This is a genomic window from Erwinia persicina, from assembly GCF_019844095.1.
Lineage (GTDB): Bacteria > Pseudomonadota > Gammaproteobacteria > Enterobacterales > Enterobacteriaceae > Erwinia > Erwinia persicina.
Genome location: NZ_CP082141.1, coordinates 134,275 through 159,790, shown reverse-complemented (window position 1 = coordinate 159,790; position 25,516 = coordinate 134,275). Strand labels below are relative to the sequence as shown.

The following is a 25,516-nucleotide window of genomic DNA, read 5'->3' as shown; positions in this document are numbered from 1 at the left end:
TCTCTTCTCCGCCCGTTAACGTCCGATCGTTTGCAGATGTTCCGCCACCGGCCCTAAGGCCAGCGCCGGGATAAAGGTCAGCGCACCAACCAGCAGCACCGTGCCAATCAGCAGGGCAATAAACAGCGCCCCGTGGGTGGGCAGCGTGCCCTGGCCTGCGGGCTGTACCTTTTTCAGCGCCAGGGAACCGGCAATCGCCAGCACCGGAATAATGATGCCGAAGCGGCCCGCCAGCATGCAGAACGCCAGCAGCAGGTTCCAGAACGGGGTATTGGCACTCAGGCCACCAAAGGCACTGCCGTTGTTGTTGGCCGCCGATGACACCGCATACAGCACCTCCGAGAAGCCGTGTGTGCCCGGGTTCAGCATCGCGCTGCGTCCGGCGTCGGTCATCATCGCCAGCGCGGTCCCCAGCAGCACCAGGCAGGGCGTGACCAGGATTGCCAGCGCGGTCATTTTCATTTCCCAGACGTCGATTTTTTTGCCGAGATACTCCGGCGAGCGACCGATCATCAGCCCGGCGATAAACACCGCCAGCAGCACGAACAGCAGCATGCCGTACAGCCCGGCCCCGACGCCGCCAAACACCACCTCGCCGATCTGCATCAGCCACATCGGCACCATACCGCCCAGTGCGGTAAAGGAGTCATGCATCGCATTGACGGCACCGCAGGAGGCCGCCGTGGTGATCACCGCAAACAGGCTGGAGTTCAGGATGCCGAAACGCGTCTCCTTGCCTTCCATATTGATGGCGCTGTCTGCGCCGAGCGTCAGGAAGTGCGGGTTACCGTTCAGTTCAGCCCACATCACTACCGCCACCGCGCCGATAAACATCAGCGACATCGCCCACAGCAGCACATGGCCCTGACGGCGGTCACGCACCACATCGCCAAAGGCAAAACAGAGCGCGGCCGGGATGAGGAAGATCGCCAGCATCTGTACAAAATTGCTGTAGGCGGTCGGGTTTTCAAACGGATGCGCGGAGTTCGCGTTAAAGAAGCCGCCACCGTTGGTGCCGAGCATTTTAATCGCTTCCTGCGAGGCCACCGGCCCCATTGGCAGCGTCTGTTTCACCCCTTCCAGCGTCGTCAGGCTGAGGTAGCCGTCGGTGTTCTGCAGCACGCCCTGGCTGACAAGGAACAGCGCCATCAGCAGCGACAGCGGCAGCAGCACACAGAGAGTGATGCGGGTGATATCCCGCCAGGCGTTACCCAGCTCTCCCAGCGCCCGGCGGGCAAAGCCGCGCATCAGGGCAAAGGCCACGGCCATCCCGGTGGCTGCCGACAGGAAGTTCTGTACCGTCAGGCCGACCATCTGGCTGAAATAGCTCAGGGTGCTTTCCCCGGCGTACGCCTGCCAGTTGGTATTGGTCACAAAGCTGACGGCGGTGTTCAGCGCCAGATCCCAGCTCAGTCCCGGCAGGTGCTGCGGGTTCAGCGGCAGGCTGCCCTGGCTCATCAGTATCGCCAACAGCAGCAGCAGGCCGCAGGCGTTAAACAGCAGGATCGCCCACAGATAACGCTGCCAGCTCATGCCTTCCGGGGCCACGCCGCTCACACGCCACAATACGCGCTCCACCCCGGCCATGCCGGGCAGTGGCCGGTCATCCACCAGCCGCGCCAGCCCTTTACCCAGCGGGCGGGCCAGCAGCATCAGCAGCACCAGGTAGGTGGCAATCAGTAAAAATGCGGGAGCGGCCATCAGAACTCCTCCGCACGGATCAGGGCGTACACCAGGTAGCCCAGCAGCAAACAGACCAGCACAATGCCGGTAATCACAGCGACGCTCACAACACACCTCCAGAGGCGTTATTCAGTTCAGCTATTGTTGCGAGTGGCGTGCAAAGTTGATGTAAAAATGCGGGGCTGGGGTGTAAAAAAAGTATAAAAATGGGCCACCTGTGGCGAAGATTTCTTCTGCTGACACGGGGGGTGAAGGCATGCTGCCCTTACAATAGAGGTTGCTCTGCTTTCTCACCGGGACACCCGCCGGGCGCGGCGACGGCCATAAAATAGCTCAGCAGTGGCCTGAGTGCCGCGCTCCCGGCGTGCGGATGATGATAAATCAGTGCCAGCCTGTCGGCGGCACCGTCCAGTTCAGGCACCGCCAGCGCCACCAGCCCGGTGTCCGGCGGACTGTCGCCCAGCGACGGCACCAGGGCGATCGCCACGCCCTGACGGGCCAGCTGTTTCATCACCGGCAGATCGCTGGCCTGGGCCACCACATCAGGCGTCAGGCCAGCATCATGAAAACAGGCCAGCACCCGTTCGTACATGCCGAATCCACGCTGGCGGCGCAGCAGCACCAGTGGATGCGTCGCCAGCGCCGCCAGCGATAGCGATGACGCCTCCGCCAGCGGGTCATCAGCCAGGCACAGCGCCCGCACGCAAAGCTGTTGCAGTGCCATGCTGTCAACATCACTGGCCGTCAGGGTCAGCGGCAGATGCACCAGCGCGGCGTCAATCTGGCGGCGCTCCAGCAGCTCTTCCAGAAAGAGTGGATCGCCCTGATGCAGCGAAAACTGACGCTCCGGGTAGTCTGCACGCAGTGCGGCAATGGCCCCGGCCAGCAGGCCTGTCGCCATATCGACACAACCAATACGCAGCACGCCGCACTGCCCTTCGCGGAAGGCGTGCATCTCTCCCTCAATGCTCTCTGCCAGCTGTAACAGATCGCTGGCGCGCTGGTAAAGATAACGCCCGGCATCGGTGGGGATCATGCCGCGCGGGGTACGTTCAAACAGCCGCAGTTCCCAGTGGGACTCCAGCTGTAACAGTGCCTTGCTGATCGGCGGCTGTGCGGTGTAGAGCACCTGTGACGCAGCCGAAATAGAGCCTTTTTCGACCACAGTTTTGAAATAGTACAGCGGTTTGAGCTTCAGCATGGCGGGATCCGGTGGCAGGAGAAAACGCCTTTTTACCGCAATGCAGTCAGTGCGACGAAACCGGTGATGCTTTTCGGGGCGACCGGCAGACAGCGCGCCCCTGCGGCCGGTCTGCTGCTCAGGTAAAATCCGGCAGGAAGCGTTTTACGTCCACCTCTTTGAACTGGCAGCGCTGGAACTGGCTTTTCAACGCGTAGGGCACCGTACAGTCAAAAATGGTTTTGCAGGCGATCCCCTTATCGCTGATGGTGGGGCTGAAGGCCGGTATCTGCGACGGATCGAGCGGATGACAGCGGACGCCGGGGATAAACAGCGTATCCACATCCCCCTGATAGCGCGTCTGCATCGCCCACAGCACGTCGTTACTGTCAAAAATATCCACGTCTTCATCAACCAGCATGACGTGTTTAAGTTCGGGGAAGGCGGAAAAGGCCAGCAGCGCCGCCTGACGCTGCCGCCCCTCGTCCATCGGCCCGCTTTTCTTAAACTGCATAACGGCGAGAAACTTCCCGCCCCCCGCCGGATGGGCATAGACATTCAGCAGACGTCCCGGCATCGCGCGTTCAACCATGCCAAGAATGCTGGCTTCGGTCGGAATACCGGCCATATTCACATGCTCTTCACTGCAGCCAATGGTGTGCTGCAGGATAGGCTGCTGGCGATGAGTGACCGCTTTTACTTTGATCAGCGGCAGTGCGGGATTCGCCGCCCCGGTGTAGCCGGGAAATTCGGGCATTGCCTTGCCGGTATGAGTGTTCTGGTCTTCACGTACCCGCACGTCCGGCACCAGTTCCCCTTCAATCACCACTTCCGCATGAGCAATGGCTCGCGCATCCACCGTGCGCGCCTGCGCTAATACCACCGCACGCCCTCTTAATGCCCCGGCAACGCTGAGTTCATCAAATCCCAGCGGCGTGGTGGGTGGCTCGAAGCAGGCACCGATGTAAATGGCCGGATCAACACCGATGCTGATGGTCAGCGGTAGCGCCTGCCCGGCGGCTTCCGCCTTCTGACGAAACACATCCAGATGGCGGCCGGGGGCGAAGTACATCGACAGCGCATCGCGCCCCTGAATACACAACCGGTGAATGGTCACATCGGACTGGCCAGTTTCCGGATCGCTGGCATAGCACAGCCCCATGGTGAAATAGGGACCGGCATCCTCTTCAGTGTTGGTCGGGGCGGGCAGCAGCGTGCGCAGGTCAAAATCCGGATGGCTGGCGAGGTGCACCACCTCCTGACAGGGGATGTCGGCCTGTTGCGTCAGCACTGGTGGAATGGGATGACTCACCGAGTCCATCAGCAAATGGCCAAGGCGTGCCGGATCGCAGCCCAGCAGATGACCCACGCGACGCCGTGAGGCCAGTATGCCGGTCACGACGCGGAAATCAGGAAAGCCTTTCACCCGGTTGAATAACATTGCCGGCCCTTCGCGCGTCGGCCGCCGGGTCGTCCCGCCCGCGCCCACGTAGCGGTATACGGCGGACAGTTCCGCATGCGCATCCACTTCAGTATCGGTATCCACCCGTTCGCCCGGGAGGTCGGCCAGCAGGGCCAGCGCAGAGCGCAGATCGTGAACAGCAGGTGTCATCGTCGTCTCCGTATGGTGGTGATGGCATCAGTATGCAGGCCAGCCACCGCACCGGATATCACTGAAAAAGTTACCCGCTATACCCTTTTGCTCATGCTCTGCGGGCAGCGCATCCCCCCTCCGTCTTCAGAGGGGCGTCAGGATTTGAGGGAGACCTCTTCGATGTGCGGTTTTGCTTTCACGCCCCCGGCCACCAGCCATACCGCCACGATGATCACCAGCCCCCCGGCGATAAATCCCTGCGACAGCGTCTCCCCGAGGAACAGATAGCCCCACAGCACGCCAAACGGGGGGATCAGGAAGGTAACGGTCAGCGTTTTCAGCGGGCCAATATCGGCAATCAGACGGAAGAAAAGAATATAAGCCCAGGCGGTACACACCAGGCCGAGCGCCAGCACGCACAGCCAGACGCCGGGATGAGACCACGATACCGCAGGCTGGGTGAGGAGCGACCCGATGAAGAACGGCAGCAGGAAAACGCTGGCCCCGATCTGACTGCCCAGCGCCACCAGTCGTGCATCCATGCCGCCGCGATCGCCAATCCACTTTTTCGTCAGAAAGCCTGCGCTGGCATAGCAGGCCGTCGCCACCAGACAGGCCGCAATACCCAGCAGTACTTCATGCGACAAGGCCAGGCTGCCGGTGGTGGTCAGCAGCACGATACCGAGCAGACCCAGCAGCACCCCGGCGATGTTTCTCAGGGTAAATTTTTCGCTGAAAAACAGCCCCCCAATCAGCACGCCCATCAGCGGAGTGGTCGCGTTAAGAATGGCGGAGTAACCCGCCGGTAGCCACTTTGCCGCCAGACAGTACATCGCAAACGGAACGGCTGAATTGATCACACCTAACGACACGGCCGGCAGCGCCTTGCCGCTAAAGTGGATCCTGACCCGCAGTACCCGCAGTAGCGTCAGCAGGCCAAGGCAACCAAACAGCACGCGCAAAAAGGCGGTATTCAGTGAACCGAAATACGGCGTGGCCACGCGCATAAACATAAAGCTGGCCCCCCAGATGGCGGCCAGCAGAACTAAGCGCCCGATATCCCCTTGCTTCATACCCTTTCTCCCCGTCCTTCGTTGAGCCGTATTTATAGGCCGGGCAGGCTGGCAAAACAAGCCGTTAACGGCCATTGAGATCGCTGACATGAATTTGCGAGCTGTGTCGTGGTATAGACATAACAGGCCCTCCGGGGCTTCTCATCTGTCGGCGGGGGTGCTTAAATTCGCTACTGAACACTGACCGGAGGTTTTATGCTGTCCTCACACACCCTTAGCCTGGCTATCCACCGTAACTGGGTAGACCTGTATGAAACGATCTGGAAGCCGGAGTTTTTCCCCAAGTGGGCCTCGGGTTTGAGCCAGGGGCCGCTGGAGCCGGAAGGGAACGGCTGGAAAGGGCGCGGGCCGCACGGCCCGGTGAAAGTCCGCTTTACGACGCATAACCCTTTTTGCATCATGGACCACTACATCGACGGCGGTTACAGCAAAGAGATCTTTGTTCCAATGCGTATCGTGGCGAATGAAGAGGGATCGCAGGTGCTGATCACCGTCTTTCGACAGCCGCTGGTGTCGGATGAAAAATTTGCCCAGGAGCTGGAGTGTGTTAAACGTGATTTACAGGCGCTGCATACGTTGCTGACCACCTGACAACGCTGCCAGGGAGGCTGGGGCGCGCAGCCCAACGGAAAGGAAAATCTGATGCAGAAGATAATTTTTGATACCGATATTGGCGTCGATGACGCGTTCGCCCTCGCCTTTGCCGCAAAAAGCCTCGATATTCTTGGCATCACCACGGTTTTTGGCAATGTGCCGGTCAGCCAGGCGGTCAGTAATGCCCGGCTGTTCAGCCAGAAGATTGGCCTGAATGTGCCGATCTATCGCGGCAGTTCCCGGCCGCTGGCCCACGCCCCGTCGACGCCCGCCTGGGCGGTACATGGCGAGGACGGACTGGGTGGTGTATTTGACAATCCGTGGAACGGGGCCGCGGATAACGCCATTGAATTTATTATCCGCAGCGTACGCGCCCACCCCGATGCCCTTACCCTCGTGGCTATCGGCCCGCTGACCAATATTGCCATGGCCATCAACCAGGCGCCCGATATCGTGCCGCAGATCAAACAGCTGGTGATCATGGGCGGTGCCTTTGGGACTCAGGGTCACAGCGGTAACGTCACCCCGTTTGCTGAGTTTAATATCTGGAAAGATCCGCACGCCGCAGATCAGGTGCTGAACGCCGGGCTGCCTGTCGTGCTGCTGCCGCTGGATGTCACCCATCAGGTGCTGGTCAGCGGCGATGAGATACGCGCCCTGAAACACCCGGTGCTGGAAGCCATCTCCCGCCGCTATCTGCAATACAGCCGCGAAAAAGAGGGAACGGAAGGCATGCCGCTGCACGATACCCTGACCATTGCTTACCTCTGCCACCCGGAATGGTTTGGCGTGACGGCGTCGCCGGTGCGGGTGGTCACTGAGGGGATTAGCCGTGGCCAGACGCTGCGTCAGCTGCACAGCGCCGCCTCCTACGACGATCCGTTTGCCGGCAGCTGCGTGCAGAAACTGTGCCTGACCGTCGAGGCTGAGAAAGTCAAAGCGCATTTCCTTGCTACGCTGCAGAACTGAACTGACGGCGGCTGACTGACACAAAACCGCCCGCCGGGGTGATTTCCCTCACGGCGGGCGGTTTTGTGTCAACTGGGGTCAAGACAGGGGGTGAAAGCGCAGCAAAAGTCAGTGCTCTGCAAGTTATGTAAAACGCGGTCAATTATCAATCAATTTTTTTGATAAACAACAGCAAATCACTCCGCTATCACAACTTCATTAGCAGGCGTACTATTGTTTCCAACGAGGCAAAACGCCTTACCCAAACAAATCTAATGAAGGAATGACCCCATGAAATCTATCAAAACTTTTGCTGCTGTTATCATGCTCTCTACGGTTTCTTTCGCCAGCTTTGCGCAGAGCGTCACCGCAACCGGCAGCACCCTGGACAGCGCTGAAGCGAAAATCGCCGCTCAGGCACAGCAGGCCGGTGCATCGTCTTACAAAATTATCGAAGCCAACACCAACAACGGCGTTCATATGACGGCCAAGTTGCTGAAATAAGTTCTGCCTGACTGCCAGTCACCTGACTTAAGGTTATATGCCCGGTCCCTGTTATCCAGGGAACGGGCATACCCGATCCTGCCGCCGCCAGTCCGAACCCCACCGCCTTCGCCACGTCCAGCCTGGCGTCAGACCAGCACCGGCACGTAATAATCGATGCGACCACTTCGTGACGCGCTGAAACGCTGCGGATCAATACGTTCAATATCATAGCCATCGCGACGCACAGCGCCTGCGGTCGGCAACGCGTGCTCATAAATCAGCTTAATAAAGTCAGCGAACTGCTGCGCTTCACCATTAAAACTGAAGTGCAGATAGGTCTGTTTTTCGACCGCAATCTCAACCAGCGGGGTTTCTGTTCCCCCGGCGTCAGGATGAAAGCAGGCGAGATACTGCAGGGTGGCGCAGTCATCCGCACGCGGCCCCCCTTTAATCACGTTCGATAAACCGTACAGCGCACCGGGATGAGCCGCCGCCTCTGCCAGCCGCTGCCGCCAGAGCGCTTCACGCTTATCCCAGCAAAAGTGACAGATCGTGTCCTGCGTGAACGCATAATCCGTCACCCGTCCCCGTAAGGTCATCGCATCCAGTTCGACCAGACGGCCCTCCGGCACGGGCTGGGTCGTGAGATTGATCGGCGGGCATAATCCCTTGCAGGACCAGTGCAACGCATCCCGGTACTGCGCCGGCGTGACGTTAAAATGCCGCTTAAAGGTTTTGTGATAGACATTATGGCTGGAGAAACCGTGTTCGCTGCCCACGGAGTCAATCTGCTTATCAAACAGGCGCAGCATAAACGCACTGGAGGTCAGCCGCCGCTGACGACAGTACGACGCCAGCTTTTGCCCGGTCACCTCTTTGAAAATACGTTGCAGGTGCCATTTGGAATAGCCCGATTTCTCAACGAAATCATTGATGGAGAGTGGCGTATGGATATTCCCTTCCAGCCAGTGCAGAAGCTGGTAAACCACTTCCTGTTTGAAGGTCGTTTTCACGGTGAATGATGCTCTCTGGTGAGTGTCAGCAAATAGTTTTTCAGCGTTAACGGGTCACGAATGCCCCGGGAATTTCCCAGGGAACAGGCCAGCCAGGCGCCGTCAGCGGCCAGCCGCGCCACTTCATGCTGTGGCTCGCTGTCGGTGTCATGGTGGCGTTGCAGCCGCCCGGCCAGCCACGCCGCCCAGCGTTCGCACAGTTCGGGCGAGCCCATCATTGACCGCGACAGCGGCATGCTCAGGCTTTTCTCTGCCTGTAAAATATCGTCGAACGCGACGCTGATATAAGCGCGCGTGAAGCAGCCTGACGCCAGGTCGTCGGCCGCCATCATGCGGTCAATCGCCTGCTCGTTCTCTGCCATAAAGTGATCAAATACTGCATCCAGCAGCGCCTGCTTATGGGGGAAGTGATGAAAGAATCCCCCTTTTGTCACACCTGCGGCCGCCGCCACCGCCTGCACGGTCACACCTGCCAGCCCCTGCATCGCAGCCAGTTCAGCGGCACTGTGGATCAGCGCCGCCCGCACCTGCTCGGGCTGTTTTTTACGTTTATAGCCTCGCTCACAGCAGAGTGCTGCCCGCAGAGAAAGGGCGGAGAGAGAGTGATTGTTCATGACGTTTTCATTTCAAAGATACCACACGGTATGTTTGCAGCACGATAGCATAAATCTGGCCATTTTCAGTTTTTTTTAAGCTCCTTTCGGCACGTCCTGAAATGAAATTTTTGAATCTTATTTCATCTAAAACAAAAAAAATAATCTGACACGCTTCATGTCCTGAGTATTTACCTCCGCGCCTGTGCTGTTGCGCCGTCAGCAGACGTGATAGTTTTTTGTCATAACGCTTATCAAGGGCTCTCTGATGAAAAAAACCACACTGACGGACATTGCCCGCGAAGCGGGCGTGGGCGTTGCCACCGTTGACCGCGTGTTGAACCGTCGGGCACCGGTACGTCCGGATACGGAAAGCCGCGTGATTCAGGCCGCCTCGCGGCTTGGCTACCGTTTCGACCCTGATTTTCTCACGGCCACGGTGCCACGCCAGAGCGCAGGCACACTGCGTATTGGGGTGATCCTGCTGTCACGTGACTATTCGTTTTACGATACCTTTGCCCGGGCGCTGGAACAGCATGCCGCCCCGTTTTTACAGGCAGGGACAGCCGTTGAATTCGCGTTTCACGATATCCACGCGATTGAAGAAACGGCGGCCGCTATCGACAGCCTGAGCGATCGCGTGAATGTTCTGGCACTGATTGCCCTCGACAATGCGCTGATCCGCCGGGCGGTTGAGAAAGCCAGCCGGAAGGGTGTCAACGTCTTTACTGTTCTCTCCGACCTGTCGCCCTGCGGTCACTCCGGCTATATCGGTCTGGATAACCGCAAAGCGGGCAGAACCGCCGCCTGGGCCGTGCAACGTCTGAGCGGCCCGCCGGGTAAAGTGGGGGTTATCGTCGGTGATAATCGTTTTTTATGTCAGGAAACCTGTGAGATCAGCTTCCGTTCCTACCTGCGGGAGTACGCCACGGGTCATACGGTGCTGGAACCGGTAAAGAGTTTTGAAAACGTGGCGCAGGGCTATCAGGTGACCGCTGATTTGATCCGGCGTCATCCGGAGCTGTCGGTGATCTATGCCCCGTGTGGCGGGGTCGAAGGGGTGGTCAATGCGCTGCGCGACAGCGACAGACGGCACGAGATTACGCTGATCTGCCACGGGCCACTGCAGGATGCGCAGCTGGCCCTGATCGACGGCACGCTGGACATGATGATCGCTCACCGGCTGGATGAGCTGGCTGCCCGCGTTGTCGAGGCGATGCAGCTGGCCAGCCGCGATGAACATGGCGGCTTTATTGCCCTTACCAGTGGTTTTGAACTGATCACTAAAGAGAACTACTGAGCCCCTCGCCGGGTCGGCCCCCACCGACCCGCTGGTTACCCCTGTCGAATAACCCGCTGAATTCGCTGAAATGATAGAATTTTATCATTTAAAACTATCAAATTTAGTGAGATCGCCATCAAAAAACAAATATTCCATCATTGTGATCAATGGAACGTTTGTTTGATACTTCCTTCAAATAACAACGGAAGGATTATCTTGTGTCCCGGACAACACCAAAACACAACATGGCGTATGTGATGGCGATCTGCGCTGTCGCCGCGCTGGGTGGCCTGCTGTTTGGCTATGATTCGTCGGTTATCTCCGGTGCTATCGAACCTATCAGCCACCATTATCAACTCTCTCCTGCCGAAACTGGCTGGGCCGTTTCCAATGTCATCATCGGCTGTATCATCGGTTGCCTGGCGGCGGGGAAACTGGCAGATCGCTATGGCCGCAAAAAAATGCTGATCGTCACGGCGATACTGTTTGTGGTGTCGGTGGCCGGAACCGCGCTGGCACCGGACTTCACCACCTTTGTAGTGTTCCGCATTATCGGCGGTCTTGGCATCGGCCTCGCCTCGGTGATCTCCCCTATCTACATTGCGGAAGTGGCCCCGAAAGATTATCGCGGCCGCGCCATGACCATGCATATGATCTGCTGCGTGGGCGGCCAAGTACTGGTGCTGGCCACTAACTACCTTATCGCCAAAAATGCCGACCTGGAGTGGTTAAATGCCTACGGCTGGCGCTGGATGCTGGGTGCAGCCGTTGTACCCTGCGTGCTGTTCTTCCTGTTTGTCGGCTTTATTCCGGAATCTCCGCGCTGGAATGCGATGGCCGGCCGCCATGAGCAGGCACTGCACACCCTGTCGCGCATCTCAACGCCGGAACATGCGCGCCGCGTGATGGCGGAAATTCAGGATTCACTGCGCGATAACGCCGACACACCGGAAAAGCGCAAACGCGTCAACTTCAACCGCAAGAGCGCTATTTTCCTGGTGATTGGCGTTGGACTGGCGCTTTTCAACCAGCTCACCGGGATTAACGTCATCCAGTATTTCGGTCCGACGCTGCTGATGAATGTGACCCACAACATGCAGGAAGCGATGTACATGACCATCTGGCTGGCCGTTCTGCAGTTCATTGGAGTGGTGGCCGGCATGATGCTGATTGACAAAATGGGCCGTAAATCGCTGCTGCTGATTGGTTCCCTCGGCTCTGCTCTCTGTCTGCTGGTGACCTTCACGACCTTCTACAGCGGTATGACCGGCTGGGCCTCCGTCATCGGTCTGTTTGGCTTTATGTTCCTGTTCGGCGGTACCTGGGGCCAGGTGGTCTGGACAGTCATTGGCGAAATCTTTCCAACACATCTGCGCGGCGCGGGCATGGGTTTCTCTATCTGCGCCATGTGGGCCGGTAACTTTTTTGTCAGCCAGTCTTTCCCGATGATGAACCAGAACGCCTGGCTTAACGATCACTTCCACGGTGCATTCCCGCTCCTGCTGTTCGCCGTGTGTTCTCTGGCCTCCTGGTGGTTCGTCAAAGCCCTGCTGCCGGAAACCAAAGGCGTCTCGCTGGAAAAAATGGAAGCACTGGTGCTGCAACGCTTCGAAAGCCACAAACAAGCACGCAAGGCCGCCACTCTCTGAGTGCCGTTTAATGATCACGACAGGACACTAACATGACCATTTATATTGCTAATGCCCCCTGCAGCTGGGGGGTGGATGACCCGAAAAACCCCTACCTGCCCCCGTACGAGAAGGTGCTGAAAGAGGCGTCGCAGGCCGGTTATTCCAGTATTGAGCTGGGACCCTGGGGCTACCTGCCCACTGACCCGGCACTGCTGAGCGAAAAACTGCAGCAGTATGGCCTGACGATTGTGGCGGGAACGATCTTTGACGACCTGGTCAGCGAAGCGAACTTCCCGGCGATGATTGCACTGACTCATCACCTGTGCCGCCATCTGTCGGCCGTTCCCACGGCCGCACCCGTTCACGGCGATAACCTGCCGGCCCCCTATCTGGTGATTATCGACTTCGGTAATGCCGACCGTGCGCGCTTCGCCGGGCAGTACGACAAAGCCGCTCGCCTGTCCGACAGTGACTGGCAGCGCATGATCGATCACATCAGAGAGATTAGCCGTATTGCCCATACCTACGGTGTACGCCCGGTGATCCACCCGCACGCGGGCGGCAACATTGAATTTGCCGATGAACTGGAAAAGCTGGTGCAGGCCATCCCGCACAGCGTAGCGGGCCTGTGCCTGGATACCGGCCACCTTTATTACGCCGGCATGGATCCGATCCCGGCGCTGGCGCACTATTTTGAGCGCATTGATTATCTGCATTTCAAAGACGTGAACGACGCGGTATTCCGCGATGTCCTCGCCCGTGAACTCGACTTCTTTACCGCCTGTGCCGAAGGGGTGATGTGCCCGATTGGCCAGGGGGCAATTGATTATCCGGCCGTGCGTGCCTTCCTCGCGGAGCGCCATTACCAGGGCTGGATCACCATCGAACAGGAACGCGACCCGCGCCAGGCCGACGGCAGTCTGCACGACGTGACCGAAAGCCTGCGTTATCTCACCGCTGTCGGATTTTAATTAAGGAATATCAGATGATTAACGGCATTAAACCTCTCGATCGTTCCCTGCGCTGGGGCATGGTAGGCGGCGGCGGAACCAGCCAGATTGGCTATATCCATCGTTCGGCTGCGCTGCGCGACAGCACCTTTACCCTGGTCGCGGGCGCGTTCGATATTGATGCGGCACGTGGCCGCGCCTTTGGCGAGAGTCTGGGCGTGGATGGCCATCGCTGCTACCCGGACTATCAGACGCTGTTTGCTGAAGAAGCCGCGCGTGCTGACGGCATTGAAGCGGTATCGATCGCCACGCCCAATAATACGCATTTCGCCATCTGTAAAGCCGCGCTGGAATCTGGCCTGCACGTGGTGTGTGAAAAGCCGCTGTGCTTTACCACTGCAGAAGCGAAAGAGCTGGCCGCCCTGAGCCACAGGCAGCATAAAATTATCGGCGTCACCTACGGTTACGCCGGTCATCAGCTGATCCAGCAGGCGCGCAGTATGATTGCGGAAGGTTTGCTGGGCGATATTCGCATTGTAAATATGTCGTTCTCGCACGGCTTCCATAATGAAGCGGTCGAGCTGGATAACCCGAGCACCCGCTGGCGCGTCGATCCGGCCTTCGTCGGGCCGAGCTACGTGCTGGGCGACCTGGCGACCCACCCGCTGTTCCTGGCAGAAACCATGCTGCCCGATCTGAAAATCAAACGCCTGATGTGTTCACGCCAGAGCTTTGTTAAAACCCGTGCGCCGCTGGAGGATAACGCCTTTGTCCTGATGGAGTACGATAACGGGGCGGTGGCATCGCTGTGGTGTTCAGCCGTGAACTGCGGATCGATGCACGGCCAGAAGATCCGCGTGATCGGATCGAAAGCCAGCCTGGAGTGGTGGGACGAACAGCCAAACCAGCTGCGGTATGAAATTCAGGGTGAGCCGGTGCGTATTCTGGAGCGGGGAATGGGCTACCTGGCCCCGCGTGCGCGGGAAGAAGACCGTATTGGCGGCGGCCATCCGGAAGGGCTGTTCGAAGCCTGGTCGAATCTGTACCGCCGTTTTGCGATTGCCATGGATGCGACCGACCGGGGTGATAACGCGCTGCTGGCAGATTTCTGGTATCCAGATGTCCATGCCGGGGTGGCCGGCGTGCAGTGGGTGGAGCGCTGCGTTGCGTCAGCCGATGCGGGCGCGACCTGGGTCGATTTCGCGTAACAGGCCCTGTGCCGGGCGGGGCGAAAAAGCCGATCGGCCCCGCCTCTCCCCGGGGCGTTACTCCCGCCGTGTCGGCTGGGAGCGAATATACTGCCAGAATCGCTCCGCAGACAAATTCAGCCTGGAGCCGGAGCGGTAGACATAGGCTTTAATTCCCAGCGACACCGCAGGATCCAGAATGGCCAGCCTGCCCTCACGCAGTTCATCTTTGATCGAATACTGCGGCAGCCAGCCCACCCCCTGGCCGTTAACGATCATGCGCTTCAGCAGTTCGCTCATCGACGAGACAAACCGCAGTGAAAAGGTGTCGTCAGACAGCGTATCGATCACCTGATTCACCTGTCGTCCCATATAGCTGTCGTTGGCATATTTCATCAGGGGCAGAATATCGTTACTCAGGGAATACAGCGGCTGACCGTGCTCGTCACAGGGCGTGACCAGGTGCAGGTGGGAGTCGAAAATCTTATGATGGACAAAGGGAAAGTTCATCAGTTCTTCGTTATAAAAACTCAGAATAAAATCACACTTGCCCTCTTTCAGGTTATAAACCGCCTCATCCACGTTAATCGATTCAACATAATGAATACGCTCCAGGCTGTCGTTATATCCGGCAATCATTTCGGGCAGCAGCAGCACGGATAACGACGGGGCTGCATCGATTTTAATACTCTGTCTGAGGTTGTCTAACCCCTTGATTCGGTTGAGCTGGAAATCCATATCATCAAGCATATTGCGGGCATAACCGATAAAGTTTTTACCCTGCTGTGTCAGCTGTAACGGATTTTTGCTGCGGTCAAAAATCATAAAACCCAGCGCAGACTCAAGGGACTGAATACGGCGGCTGAAGGAGGACTGCGAAATATTTCGCTTCTCTGCGGCCTGGGTAAAACTCCGGCTCTCCTCCAGGGCAATCACATCATAAAACCATTTTACTTCGAGATTACCGATCATCGATGTCTGTTTCCCCTGTCGCAAAAGCGCTATGCAAATTTAGCATGCAGCATAGAAATTATGCAATTAGAGCATCCATTATCCAGTGCTAGTATTCCTGCACGAGTTCGCAACAAACCGTTAACCCATCCTCAGACCATTACTAGTCAGGTATCTCATGTCCAGCACTGTATCTCTAAAAGCCGCTTTGTCAGACCTTGGTATTACCGACCTTCATGACGTGATTTACAACCCCAGCTATGAACTGCTGATGGAGCATGAAACCGCGCCCGGGCTTACCGGCTGGGAACGCGCCACCCTGACCGCCTCCGGTGCGGCTGCGGTGGATACCGGCGAGTTTACCGGGCGTTCCCCGCGCGACAAATATATCGTCAGGGATGCTCTGACCGAAGATACCGTCTGGTGGTCTGACGCCGGCAATGGCCGTAATGATAATAAACCGCTGTCGCCAGCCGTCTGGGCAGAACTGCGCGCGCTGGTCTGCCAGCAGCTGTCAGGGAAAAAACTCTACGTGGTCGACGCCTGGTGTGGTGCCAATACCGACTCGCGGCTGGCGGTCAGGGTGGTGACAGAAGTCGCCTGGCAGGCGCACTTTGTGAAAAACATGTTTATCACCCCTTCCGCAGAAGAGCTGGCAAACTTCACCCCTGATTTCATCGTAATGAACGGCGCAAAGTGCACCAACAGCCAGTGGCAGTCACAGGGGCTGAACTCTGAAAACTTTGTGGCCTTCAATCTGACCGAGAAAATTCAGCTGATCGGCGGAACCTGGTACGGCGGCGAAATGAAAAAAGGGCTGTTCTCGGTGATGAACTACCTGCTGCCCCAGCGGGGAATTGCCTCAATGCACTGCTCCGCCAACCGGGGCGCTGCGGGGGATGTTGCGCTGTTCTTCGGCCTGTCCGGCACCGGTAAAACCACGCTGTCCACGGACCCGCTGCGCGAGCTGATCGGTGATGACGAACACGGCTGGGACGCGGAGGGCGTCTTCAACTTTGAAGGCGGTTGCTATGCCAAAACCATCAATCTGAGTGAAGCCGCAGAGCCGGAAATTTACCGCGCCATCCGCCGCAACGCGCTGCTGGAAAACGTGGTGGTGAAGGCCGATGGCAGCATCGACTTCGCTGATGGCAGCAAAACGGAAAACACCCGGGTCTCTTACCCGCTGGATCATATTGAGAATATCGTTCGCCCGGTGTCCGCTGCAGGCCATCCGTCGAAAGTGATTTTCCTCGCGGCGGATGGCTTTGGCGTGCTGCCGCCGGTTTCGCGCCTGACCCGTGAACAGATGCAGTACCACTTCCTGTCCGGATTTACCTCTAAACTCGCCGGCACTGAACGCGGCATCACCCAGCCGACACCGACCTTTTCTGCCTGCTACGGGGCCGCCTTTTTAATGCTGCCACCGACCCGTTATGCCAGCGTACTGGCAGAAAAAATGGCGGAAACACAGGCAGAAGCCTGGCTGGTCAACACCGGATGGAATGGTAAAGGGGAGCGCCTGTCGCTGAAGGATACCCGCAATATTATCAACGCTATCCTTAACGGGACGATTGCGCAGAATGATACCCGGCTGCCGATCTTTGAGCTGATGATCCCGGCTCAGGTTCCGGGGGTGGCGGATGCCCTGCTTGACCCGCGCAATGGCTGGGAAAGCGCAGAACAGTGGCAGCAGGCGGCCGAAAAATTAGCCCGCTTATTTATCGACAACTTTGCCCAGTACACCCGCACAGAAGACGGCGCGCGTATCGCTCAGGCCGGGCCAACCCTCTGATCCTCCCTCAGGCGGAATAAGGCCTTACCGGCCTTATTCCGTTTATCCTGCTGAAGGCTGTCCGGCTCCGTTACACAAAGCGCACATCCGCCGTGTTGACCAGACGGACAAACGGCCCCGCCAGCGTTGCATTATGATGGGCAATTATCTGCGCGGCGGTGAGCACGCCACTGTCCGGGGTGCTGTGGGCATCGCTCACCAGCACCACGTCAAACCCCAGATCTGCCGCCGCCCGACAGGTGGTGTCAACGCAGTATTCTGTTTTCATTCCGGCGATCACCAGCCGCTTCACGTCAGACGCCTGCAGCCATGCCAGCAGCGGCGTGCCGGCAAAACAGCTGGGCCGCGCTTTGTTAAAACAGCGGTCCGTCTGCGCCCGCGGCAGTTCCGCAGCCAGCTGCCACGCCATGCTGTCAGCGGCGATCGGCGATCCCGCCGGACCGGTGTGTTGGGCAAAAAAGACCGGCACCTGCTGCGAACGGGCCGCGACGATCAGATGGGAAACGTTCGCCAGTAAACCGGCTTTATCGTGAGGCTCCTGCGGGCCGTGCAGTAAGCCTGCCTGCATATCAATCACTAATAACGCGGAGGCGTCAGACATGTTATTTCTCCTTTAACAATCCTGATTAACACCAGTCACGACGGAGAAATAAACGACCCCGTCGGAAACCGGCGGGTGGGGGAAGGTGTGCTAACTACTCAGACACGCAAACTCGCCACACGCCGCCATAAGCGGTGGTGGTGGTTGGGGTGGTAAGGCACAGCTGAGTCGGTTGCATAGAGGACAGATTCGCGCAGACGCGACGGTTATGCAATAGCTTTCTCATGGGATAATCGAAACGGGTGATAACCATCGGTCAATCCCTGACCGACGCATTATCGAGGGTTTTCGGTGCAGCCAGGCTTAAAGAACAGCCCCGGGCGGTACGTGTTTAAAGGTGTCGACATAAACCCGGAACACGTATTTGAAGAATTTTTTCATGATGGCCTGTATGCCGCTTTATTGAATATTGCTAGAAAATTATACATGCAGCCCATTTTTCAGGCAATATTTTATGAGCCAGATCACATAATCGCCCTCAGTATGCCGATAAAAAGATAAACCAGAGCTAAACGGCCTCGCCGCCCGGCAGGCATACCCCCTCTGCCGGAGGCGCAATTTTTTCCAATATTTCAGGGAAAAGCCTGAACATAATGGGCCTCTCTTCCCTCATCAGTCGGACGCAAATGCCCTTTTCAAATGGTTTTCTTCTCAGTCTTTCCCTGTGTCTGGATATCGGCATCGCCAATATTGCGATGATCACCCTGGCCATGCAGCGCGGTTACTTTCACGGCTTCTGGCTGGGGATCGGCACCTGCGTGGGCGATCTGATCTATGCGATCCTCGCGATGGCAGGCATGGCGGTGCTGTTGCAGTTCACTGCGGTGCGCTGGGTGCTGTGGATCGGGGGATCGCTCATCCTGCTGTGGTTTGCATGGAAAATGGTGCAGAACGCCCTGCGCCCGACGGCAGATCTCAGTGCCGGAGACATCGGCCAGGCACTCAGTATTCGTCAGAATTTCTTCCGGGGTATTTTCCTCGCCATGTCATCGCCCACGGCGATCCTGTGGTTTGCCGCGGTCGGTGGTGCTCTGATTTCGCGGATGAGCAGCAGCGGCACAGCGGCGTCAGGATGGTTCCTCAGCGGATTTTTCCTGGCGGGCGTGACCTGGACGGCGGTGCTGTGTGCGATGGGGAGTGTTGGCGGACGCATGCTCGGGGCGAAGATGCTGCGCTGGTCATATATCGCGTCGGCGGTGATTTTCTGCTATTTCGCCGGTTACGTCATCCTCTCCGGCTACCGTGAATTTATCGGCTGAGCCTGCGCAGATAGTGATGGGGGGTGATCCCCATCATTTTGCGAAAGCTGTTAATAAAGTGGCTCTGGTCGTAAAAGCCCAACCGGTGCGCCACATCCAGGGCGCTGTGGTGGTCACGCAGCAGATTACGCGCCGCAAGCAGGCGCAGCTGCATATGATATTGCAGCGGGGCAATGCCCGTCTGCTGACGAAACTGCCGCACGAAATGATATTTGCTCAGTCCGGCAGCGGCAGACAGTTCGTCCAGCGTCAGCTTTACCGTCAGATTGTCGCGCATGCACTCCAGCGCCCGTCCCACGGGAAGGGGGGCAGGTTCTTGCTTTCTGCCGCGACGGTGTTGCAATAACTGGCTGGTCAGCCACAGCAGGCTTTGCTCCTGTTCTTCATCGCCTGACTGCACGTAGCCGCAGATGGCGGCAAACAGCGTGGGATCGCGCAGTACCCCTTCATACAGGATCGGCGGAGATCGATCGTCAGGATCGGCAAACACCTGACGCGGCAGATGAATGCTGTAAAACTCCACCGGATCGGCACCAAACTGCGAAGACTGCAGCGTTTCAGGATTGTAAATAGTGATATCGCCTGCGTGAACGAACAGAGTTTGCCGGTGCAGGCTGAGGGTTTCAATGCCGCTGAGGTTGGCACTGATGACATATTCTTCGTGGGTGTGCAGCGGGAACGCCGCATGGCTGGCAGTGAGGTGCGAACATTCAATCTGATTGTGGCTGTTCCAGTCGACTATCGATAACGCCATATCCACCCCGCCCCTGACAGGCCGGAGAGTGCATTCACCGGCCCAGATGTTCCACTAAAATACTACAGCCAATACCAATGAGCACTACACCGCCGAAAATTTCTGCCCATTTTCCCATCACCGGGCCCAGGAAACGGCCCAGCAGGATACCGGCCGAGGCCATTATCATGGTGGACGCACCAATGGCCAGTGCAGTGGTGACGATGTTCACCTGCAGGAACGCCAGGCCCACGCCTACGGCCAGCGCATCCAGGCTGGTCGCCACCGCCGTACAGGCCAGCAGCCAGAAACCGTGGCTCGCAGGCGCTTCTTCCGGCTTGCACTCTTTCTTACGCAGCCCTTCGATGATCATGCGGCTGCCTAAAATAAACAGCAGGCCAAACGCCACCCAGTGATCCCACGCCATAATGTACTGGCTGGCGGCCAGACCAATCGCCCAGCCGATCAGCGGGGTGAGGGCTTCTATCGCGCCAAAGATCAGGCCGGTACGCAGCGCTTCTTTCAGGCTGGGGCGATGCAGGCTGGCCCCTTTGCCGATCGCCGCCGCAAAGGCGTCCATCGACATACCAAAAGCCAGAATCAGGGTTGCGTATAGGTTCATTGTATTTATCCGGGCTGAAGGCACAGCGGCGCTTCAGGTCGTTAAAACATCAGCTTATGTTGTAAAAATACTCATAAGCCTGTTCAAGTGAGACGCATCCTAGCATGCTAATCGCCAGAAAAAAAGACAGTAAAATCAGGGATTTGAGTATAGCCTCGGCTATACTTTTTAACAGTGGCTAATTTAGAGGTCAAATTCAGAGCGGAAACTCTAAAAGAATTACCGTCTTACAAAAAGAGTAGGGATATACATCCCTGGCGAGGGTAGGGGATATTTCACCGGCTTCCGGAGAAATATCGCCCCTTTTGTTCCAGACGGCAATTACCACACCCTGTAGACTTGTCCCGTATCAATCCCCTCAACGCTGCGGCGATAAGCCAGCGCCACGCGGCCTGCCGGGGCACTTTCAAAGCCCGGGAAGAACGGGCCGTAGCTCTCCAGCGATTCAGTTAATACCGTCGGGCTGACGGCGTTGATGCGCAACCCGCTCAGCTCGGCGGCGGCGGCCAGCACAAAACCCTCCAGCGCTGCGTTCACCGCCGTGGCGTTGACCCCGGTACGGATCGGCTGTTGGGCAAGAATACCGCTGGTCAGAGTAAATGAGCCGCCCGGATTGACGAAGGCTTTACCCATCAGCACTAACCGCACCTGCCCCATCAGCTTATCCTGCAGGCCGTGGTTGAACTGCTCGCTGGTCATCTCTGCCAGCGGGCCAAAGTGTACGCCGCCGGTGGCCGCAATTACCGCATCGACCTTTCCTGTCTGAGCAAACAACGCTTTGACACTCTCCTCACGGCTCAGATCGACCTGATAATCACCGTGGTTTTTTCCGACGCGGATCACCTGGTGATCCTGTGCCAGCTCCTGCACGATGCCCTGCCCCACGGTGCCCGTTGCGCCAATCACTAAAATTTTCATCTGTTCTCTCCTGTCGGTTATTCAGTCCGATGAGTGTGACGCAGTGCGGTGGACGAATAAATGCGCGATACTTTCGGGAACTCCGAACCCAGGATTTGTAATCATGGATAAATTACGCAGCATCGAAGCCTTTATCTGCGCCGTGGAGAGCGGCAACTTTAGCGAAGCCGCGCGGCGGCTGGACATCACCGCGGTGATGGTCGGCAAACATGTCCGCCAGCTGGAAACGGTGCTGAATACCCGTCTGTTGCAGCGCAACACCCGCCGCCAGCACCTGACGGAGGCCGGAGAAAGTTACTATCGCCAGTGCAAGCTGGCGCTGGCCCAGCTGCGTGAAGCGGATGAAAGCGTAGAAAATATGAAACGGACCCCGTCGGGTCTGCTGCGCATCAGCGCTCCGCTGAATCTCGGCGCCAGCGCCATTGCTGCGGTGGTGACACGCTATCAGCTGCGCTATCCGCAGGTGAAAATCGAGCTGGATCTGAACGACAGCTTTGTGGATCTGATTGCGGAAGGGTTTGATTTTGCCATCCGCATTGGCGGGCTGAAGCACAGTGAACCGCTGGTCGCCCAGTTTCTTGGGGAGTATCAGATGGTGGTGTGTGCCGCACCGGACTATCTGGCGCAGTTCGGTTCACCGCAAACACCGGAGGATCTGCAACAGCACCGTTGTCTGGCCAACCGGGCGTGGAACAAAAATAATGCCTGGCAGTGGGGCAACGTCACCTGGCCGTTTGACAACAGTTTTACCTGTAATGATGGTCAGGCTCTGCGCCAGGCGGCGCTGGCCGGGGCCGGGTTGATACTGCAGCCGCGTATTCTGCTGGCGCAGGATATCGCCGCAGGTCGCCTGGTGCCGCTGCTGCAGCCATGGCAGCCGGAGAGCCGCCCGATTCATCTGCTGTGGCGTCAGGATCTCAGCCCGTCGGAAAAACGCAGCAGCTTCGTTCGCTGGATGCGTGAGCAGGTTCCTCCCGCACTGGTGGTTTAATGATTGAAGATGCGCGGAGATTCACTGAAAATAATGGCAACTGACTAACACGGAATCGTGATGAAAAACCCTTTTGAAACTTTCCTGATGCCGATGAGCACGCTGCTGCTCGGCTTTCTTTCCGCGCTGCTGCTGCCAGCCCCCTCGTTCGGCCTGACGCTGGCGCGCAGGCTGGTAGAGATGTTTCACCTTGATGATATCAGCCAGCTCTATACGCTGGTGTTCTGCCTGTGGTTTTTACTGCTGGGGGTGATTGAGTTCTATGTCATTCGTTTTATCTATGTGCGGTTTATCCGGCCATAGTCACGGCCGGAAGGGCCGGCCCGATAAAAGGCCGTCCCAGACGGAACAGTGCCCACAGGCTGACCTTTTTTCGGTCAGCCCACCAGGTTACCCGCTAAATATCATCGCAATGCTGCTGGAAAAAATCAGCAATCCAATAAAGAACAGGATAATAGCGGTCACGGCATTATTATTTTTCATCGTTACGCTCCCCTCAGAACCACTGGCCAAAACGGCGCATATAAAGGCGTTTCATGCCCTGAGTCACCAGGCAGTAGCCCAGCAGTGTCGCCAGCAGCCACGGGAAGTAGTTCCACGGTAGCGGCACCAGCCCGACGGCATGGCCCAGCGGTGAAAACGGGATCAGGATCCCCAGCGCCATCACCAGCCCGGTCATCAGCATCACCGGCAGGGCGGCGCGGCTCTGAATAAATGGAATTTTCTGCGTGCGCAGCATGTGCACCACCAGCGTCTGTGACAGCAGCCCTTCAACAAACCAGCCAGACTGGAACAGCGCCTGCGTTTCTACGCTGTTCGCCGCAAAGACATGCCACATCAGCCAGAAGGTGGTGATATCAAAAATCGACGAGGTCGGCCCCATCCACAGCATAAAGCGGCCAATATTTTTGGCGTCCCACTTGCGCGGCTTGCGCAGAAATTCTTTGTCCATTTTATCCCACGGCAGCGCCAGCTGGGACAGGTCGTACATCAGGTTCTGCAACAGCAGATGGATCGCCATCATCGGCAGAAACGGAATGAAGGCGCTGGCCACCAGTACGGAAAAGACGTTGCCAAAGTTGGAGCTGGCAGTCATGTTCAGGTACTTGATGATGTTGCCAAACGTCTCGCGCCCTTTGATCACGCCCTGTTCCAGCACCAGCAGGCTTTTTTCCAGCAGAATGATATCCGCTGACTCTTTGGCGATGTCGGTCGCGCTGTCGACGGAAATACCGACATCCGCCGCACGCAGCGCCGGCGCATCATTGATGCCGTCGCCAAGGAAGCCGACGGTGTGGCCATTGTGTTGCAGCATCTGCAGCACGCGGGTTTTCTGCTGCGGGCTGAGGCGACAGAACAGCGTTCTCTCTTCCACCCTCCGTGCCAGTTCAGCGTCGTCCATACGCGCGATCTCACTGCCACACAGCGGCTCGCCGGCCTCCAGCCCCACGTCACGACAAATCTTAGCGGTGACAATGGCGTTATCGCCGGTCAGGATCTTCACCGTCACGCCCTGTTCATGCAGCGCGGCAATGGCCGCAGCCGCACTCTCTTTCGGTGGGTCGAGGAACGTCAGCAGGCCAGTAATGACCAGTTCACGTTCGTCGGCTGCACTGATCTTAGAAGTAAGCGTGTGCTCACTCACCTGGCGCGTTGCCACCATCAGTACGCGGAAGCCCTGCTGGTTATAGCGCCCGGCCAGCTGGCGTAATTCCGCGCGACCCGCCTCATCCAGCGGACGGACTTCTCCCGCCTCCATCCGGTAAGCAGAAACCGCCAGCATCTCCTCGACCGCCCCTTTACAGATCAGGGTTTGCTGGCCTTCATCGGCCACCAGCACTGACAGGCGACGGCGCTCAAAATCAAAGGGCAGTTCATCAAGCTTGCGGTAGCGCCACAGTCCGCTGACCGCCGCATTCCCCTGGCAGTAACCTAAAACGGCGCGATCCATCAGGTTTCTGACCCCGGTCTGATGGCGGCTGTTCAGCCAGGCAAGCTGCAGAACGCGGTCATCACTGTGGCCCTGCAGGTTGAGGTGCCCGGCAAGCAGGATTTTGTCCTGCGTTAACGTGCCGGTTTTATCGCTGCACAGGACATCCATTGCACCCAGATTCTGGATAGCATTCAGGCGTTTAACCACCACTTTGCGTTTCGACAGGGCAATCGCCCCTTTCGCCAGGTTGGAACTGACAATCATTGGCAGCATTTCTGGCGTCAGGCCGACGGCTACCGCCAGCGCAAACAGCAGTGCATCGCTCCAGTCGCCTTTGGTGTAGCCATTAATCAGCAGTACTACCGGTACCATCACCAGCATAAAACGGATGAGCAGCCAGCTGACACTGTTGACGCCACGGTCAAAGGAGGTTTGTGGGCGCTCACCGACTAATGATTTTGCCAGTGACCCGAAGCAGGTCTGGCCGCCGGTGGCGACCACCACGGCCGTGGCGCTGCCGCTGGCCACGCTGGTGCCCATCAGGCAGATACCCGGCTGACTTAGCAGGTCCTGATCATCAACGGCAGCAGGGTTGCGATGCAGCGGGCTGTGGCTGTCATATTTCTCCACGGGCAGGGCTTCTCCACTCAGCGCAGCCTGGCTGACGAACAGATCGCGTGAGGAGAGCAGCCGCACATCGGCGGGGATCATATCCCCCGCCGACAGCTGCACGATATCCCCCGGCACGACCTCCTGCAGCGGTACCTCCCTGCTGACCGCCTCACTGTCCGTATGACTGCGGCGCAGGACCGTTGCCGTGGTGCTGACCAGCGACTTCAGCGCTTCCGTCGCCTTATTGGTGCGGTACTCCTGCCAGAAACGCAGCAGACCGCTGAGGCTAATCATCACCAGCATAATGGTAGCCCCGGTCAGGTCGGTCTCTTCACCGCGCCGCAGCGGCATGACATAGTCGGTAAACACGCTGATGACGGCCAGCACCATCAGGATCCAGATAAACGGGTTATTGAAAGCCTGGAACAGCTGGATTAATGCGGCCGGCGCACGATCACTGGCGACCTGATTCGGGCCGTATTGCGCTAAGCGTGCGGCCGCTTCTTCACGGGTCAGTCCCTGACGTTGAGTATTCAGATGAGCGAGGGTGTGATCCTGGCTCTGGGTGGCCGCGCTGGCGATAGCCAGCTCACGGGCCATTTTCAGGTGGGTCTGGTGCATTTTCATCATGCCAGCTCCTTGAATAAAGGTGTTTTACGCGCAGGCACAGCACGCCTGCAGACGAGGATATTTTTCGGTTATTCAGTGGGAGGCAGGCGGACAGGACGACAGCAGGCAGGGATCAGTTCAGGTTTATCCCCCTGTGGTCACACCGCAGCCTCTCTCGGGACGGAGGTTCTTTCATCGGGTGTTCCTTATGGCAAAAATATTTTATGCACGGGCAGCCAGGCGCAGAGACAAGCGGCGCAGGAAGAGTGCAAACAAAG

General features: G+C 57.8%; 25 protein-coding genes. 11 read left to right on the top strand and 14 right to left on the bottom strand.

Translation table 11 applies throughout. The features are described 5' to 3' along the window. Nucleotides 1-15 precede the first annotated feature (15 nt). From kdpA to K6L24_RS00645, 5 genes are all read right to left on the bottom strand, one after another. A complete protein-coding gene (gene kdpA, locus K6L24_RS00665; protein ID WP_222681852.1) occupies nucleotides 16-1,701 on the bottom strand; it encodes a potassium-transporting ATPase subunit KdpA in 1,686 nt (561 codons plus the stop codon). Next, entirely contained in the window at nucleotides 1,701-1,790 is a 90-nt protein-coding gene (gene kdpF / locus K6L24_RS00660) for a K(+)-transporting ATPase subunit F (RefSeq protein ID WP_084344168.1), read from the bottom strand. The genes kdpA and kdpF overlap by 1 nt, the downstream gene beginning before the upstream one ends. 158 nt (nucleotides 1,791-1,948) lie before the next feature. Continuing rightward, the gene (locus tag K6L24_RS00655; RefSeq protein WP_222681851.1) at nucleotides 1,949-2,884 is read right to left on the bottom strand and encodes a LysR family transcriptional regulator; all 936 of its coding nucleotides are present in this window, start codon (nucleotides 2,882-2,884) and stop codon (nucleotides 1,949-1,951) included. A gap of 118 nt (nucleotides 2,885-3,002) precedes the next feature. Further along, entirely contained in the window at nucleotides 3,003-4,475 is a 1,473-nt protein-coding gene (locus K6L24_RS00650) for a UbiD family decarboxylase (protein WP_062743917.1), read from the bottom strand. A 137-nt stretch (nucleotides 4,476-4,612) separates the two neighbouring features. Continuing rightward, nucleotides 4,613-5,530 carry a DMT family transporter gene (locus tag K6L24_RS00645; RefSeq protein WP_118665240.1) on the bottom strand — a complete coding sequence of 306 codons (918 nt, stop codon included), beginning with the start codon at nucleotides 5,528-5,530 and terminating at the stop codon, nucleotides 4,613-4,615. A 195-nt stretch (nucleotides 5,531-5,725) separates the two neighbouring features. On the opposite strand from K6L24_RS00645, the gene K6L24_RS00640 reads away from it, so the two are divergent. From K6L24_RS00640 to K6L24_RS00630, 3 genes are all read left to right on the top strand, one after another. Then, nucleotides 5,726-6,121 (top strand): polyketide cyclase, encoded by a 396-nt coding sequence (locus K6L24_RS00640; RefSeq protein WP_118665238.1) that lies wholly within the window; start codon nucleotides 5,726-5,728, stop codon nucleotides 6,119-6,121. A 51-nt stretch (nucleotides 6,122-6,172) separates the two neighbouring features. Next, entirely contained in the window at nucleotides 6,173-7,093 is a 921-nt protein-coding gene (locus tag K6L24_RS00635) for a nucleoside hydrolase (protein WP_062743920.1), read from the top strand. Between the two features lie 270 nt (nucleotides 7,094-7,363). Continuing rightward, nucleotides 7,364-7,576: a YdgH/BhsA/McbA-like domain containing protein gene (locus K6L24_RS00630; protein ID WP_062743921.1), complete on the top strand. Its 213-nt coding sequence runs from the start codon at nucleotides 7,364-7,366 to the stop codon at nucleotides 7,574-7,576. Nucleotides 7,577-7,704: 128 nt separating this feature from the next. Here K6L24_RS00630 and K6L24_RS00625 read toward each other — a convergent pair whose 3' ends face one another. Next, nucleotides 7,705-8,571 carry a helix-turn-helix domain-containing protein gene (locus tag K6L24_RS00625; protein ID WP_062743922.1) on the bottom strand — a complete coding sequence of 289 codons (867 nt, stop codon included), beginning with the start codon at nucleotides 8,569-8,571 and terminating at the stop codon, nucleotides 7,705-7,707. After that, nucleotides 8,568-9,185, bottom strand: a complete 618-nt coding sequence (locus K6L24_RS00620; RefSeq protein ID WP_118665234.1) for a TetR/AcrR family transcriptional regulator — start codon at nucleotides 9,183-9,185, stop codon at nucleotides 8,568-8,570. Before K6L24_RS00620 ends, K6L24_RS00625 begins: the two co-directional genes overlap by 4 nt. 247 nt (nucleotides 9,186-9,432) lie before the next feature. Here K6L24_RS00620 and K6L24_RS00615 point away from each other — a divergent pair, with 247 nt between their 5' ends. The 4 genes from K6L24_RS00615 (at nucleotide 9,433) to K6L24_RS00600 (ending at nucleotide 14,235) form a co-directional block, all read left to right on the top strand. Further along, nucleotides 9,433-10,464, top strand: a complete 1,032-nt coding sequence (locus tag K6L24_RS00615) for a LacI family DNA-binding transcriptional regulator (RefSeq protein ID WP_222681850.1) — start codon at nucleotides 9,433-9,435, stop codon at nucleotides 10,462-10,464. A 200-nt stretch (nucleotides 10,465-10,664) separates the two neighbouring features. Then, nucleotides 10,665-12,095: a sugar porter family MFS transporter gene (locus K6L24_RS00610; protein ID WP_245006703.1), complete on the top strand. Its 1,431-nt coding sequence runs from the start codon at nucleotides 10,665-10,667 to the stop codon at nucleotides 12,093-12,095. A 32-nt stretch (nucleotides 12,096-12,127) separates the two neighbouring features. Further along, nucleotides 12,128-13,048: a TIM barrel protein gene (locus K6L24_RS00605; RefSeq protein WP_222681849.1), complete on the top strand. Its 921-nt coding sequence runs from the start codon at nucleotides 12,128-12,130 to the stop codon at nucleotides 13,046-13,048. A gap of 14 nt (nucleotides 13,049-13,062) precedes the next feature. Next, on the top strand, nucleotides 13,063-14,235 hold the full coding sequence (locus K6L24_RS00600) for a Gfo/Idh/MocA family protein (RefSeq protein WP_222681848.1): 1,173 nt from the start codon (nucleotides 13,063-13,065) through the stop codon (nucleotides 14,233-14,235). A 57-nt stretch (nucleotides 14,236-14,292) separates the two neighbouring features. On the opposite strand, the gene K6L24_RS00595 is transcribed toward K6L24_RS00600, so the two are convergent. Then, nucleotides 14,293-15,186, bottom strand: coding sequence for a LysR substrate-binding domain-containing protein (locus K6L24_RS00595; protein ID WP_222681847.1), 894 nt, complete (start codon nucleotides 15,184-15,186; stop codon nucleotides 14,293-14,295). A 157-nt stretch (nucleotides 15,187-15,343) separates the two neighbouring features. Between K6L24_RS00595 and pckA the strand changes: the two genes are divergently transcribed. Next, complete coding sequence (gene pckA / locus K6L24_RS00590; protein WP_222681846.1) at nucleotides 15,344-16,960, top strand: phosphoenolpyruvate carboxykinase (ATP); 1,617 nt, start codon at nucleotides 15,344-15,346, stop codon at nucleotides 16,958-16,960. Nucleotides 16,961-17,030: 70 nt separating this feature from the next. On the opposite strand, the gene K6L24_RS00585 is transcribed toward pckA, so the two are convergent. Both K6L24_RS00585 and azuC read right to left on the bottom strand, forming a co-directional pair. Further along, complete coding sequence (locus K6L24_RS00585; RefSeq protein WP_062743929.1) at nucleotides 17,031-17,561, bottom strand: cysteine hydrolase family protein; 531 nt, start codon at nucleotides 17,559-17,561, stop codon at nucleotides 17,031-17,033. Between the two features lie 303 nt (nucleotides 17,562-17,864). Then, a complete protein-coding gene (azuC, locus tag K6L24_RS22440) occupies nucleotides 17,865-17,942 on the bottom strand; it encodes a stress response protein AzuC (protein ID WP_118665912.1) in 78 nt (25 codons plus the stop codon). A 245-nt stretch (nucleotides 17,943-18,187) separates the two neighbouring features. On the opposite strand from azuC, the gene K6L24_RS00575 reads away from it, so the two are divergent. Then, complete coding sequence (locus K6L24_RS00575; RefSeq protein ID WP_084344169.1) at nucleotides 18,188-18,820, top strand: LysE family translocator; 633 nt, start codon at nucleotides 18,188-18,190, stop codon at nucleotides 18,818-18,820. Here K6L24_RS00575 and K6L24_RS00570 read toward each other — a convergent pair. The 3 genes from K6L24_RS00570 to K6L24_RS00560 all read right to left on the bottom strand — a co-directional run bounded on the left by K6L24_RS00570 (nucleotide 18,810) and on the right by K6L24_RS00560 (nucleotide 21,093). Further along, entirely contained in the window at nucleotides 18,810-19,574 is a 765-nt protein-coding gene (locus K6L24_RS00570; RefSeq protein ID WP_137268936.1) for a helix-turn-helix transcriptional regulator, read from the bottom strand. The genes K6L24_RS00575 and K6L24_RS00570 overlap by 11 nt on opposite strands. Nucleotides 19,575-19,608: 34 nt before the next feature. Then, the gene (gene mntP, locus K6L24_RS00565; protein WP_062743933.1) at nucleotides 19,609-20,175 is read right to left on the bottom strand and encodes a manganese efflux pump MntP; all 567 of its coding nucleotides are present in this window, start codon (nucleotides 20,173-20,175) and stop codon (nucleotides 19,609-19,611) included. Between the two features lie 321 nt (nucleotides 20,176-20,496). Further along, the gene (locus K6L24_RS00560; RefSeq protein ID WP_222681845.1) at nucleotides 20,497-21,093 is read right to left on the bottom strand and encodes a short chain dehydrogenase; all 597 of its coding nucleotides are present in this window, start codon (nucleotides 21,091-21,093) and stop codon (nucleotides 20,497-20,499) included. Nucleotides 21,094-21,196: 103 nt separating this feature from the next. Between K6L24_RS00560 and K6L24_RS00555 the strand changes: the two genes are divergently transcribed. Together K6L24_RS00555 and K6L24_RS00550 are read left to right on the top strand one after the other, a co-directional pair. Beyond that, nucleotides 21,197-22,084 carry a LysR family transcriptional regulator gene (locus K6L24_RS00555; protein ID WP_187510268.1) on the top strand — a complete coding sequence of 296 codons (888 nt, stop codon included), beginning with the start codon at nucleotides 21,197-21,199 and terminating at the stop codon, nucleotides 22,082-22,084. 60 nt (nucleotides 22,085-22,144) lie between these two features. Then, nucleotides 22,145-22,387: a DUF1158 family protein gene (locus tag K6L24_RS00550; protein ID WP_062743936.1), complete on the top strand. Its 243-nt coding sequence runs from the start codon at nucleotides 22,145-22,147 to the stop codon at nucleotides 22,385-22,387. A gap of 193 nt (nucleotides 22,388-22,580) precedes the next feature. Here K6L24_RS00550 and mgtA read toward each other — a convergent pair whose 3' ends face one another. Further along, nucleotides 22,581-25,256 (bottom strand): magnesium-translocating P-type ATPase, encoded by a 2,676-nt coding sequence (mgtA, locus tag K6L24_RS00545; protein ID WP_062744130.1) that lies wholly within the window; start codon nucleotides 25,254-25,256, stop codon nucleotides 22,581-22,583. Nucleotides 25,257-25,516 lie beyond the last annotated feature (260 nt).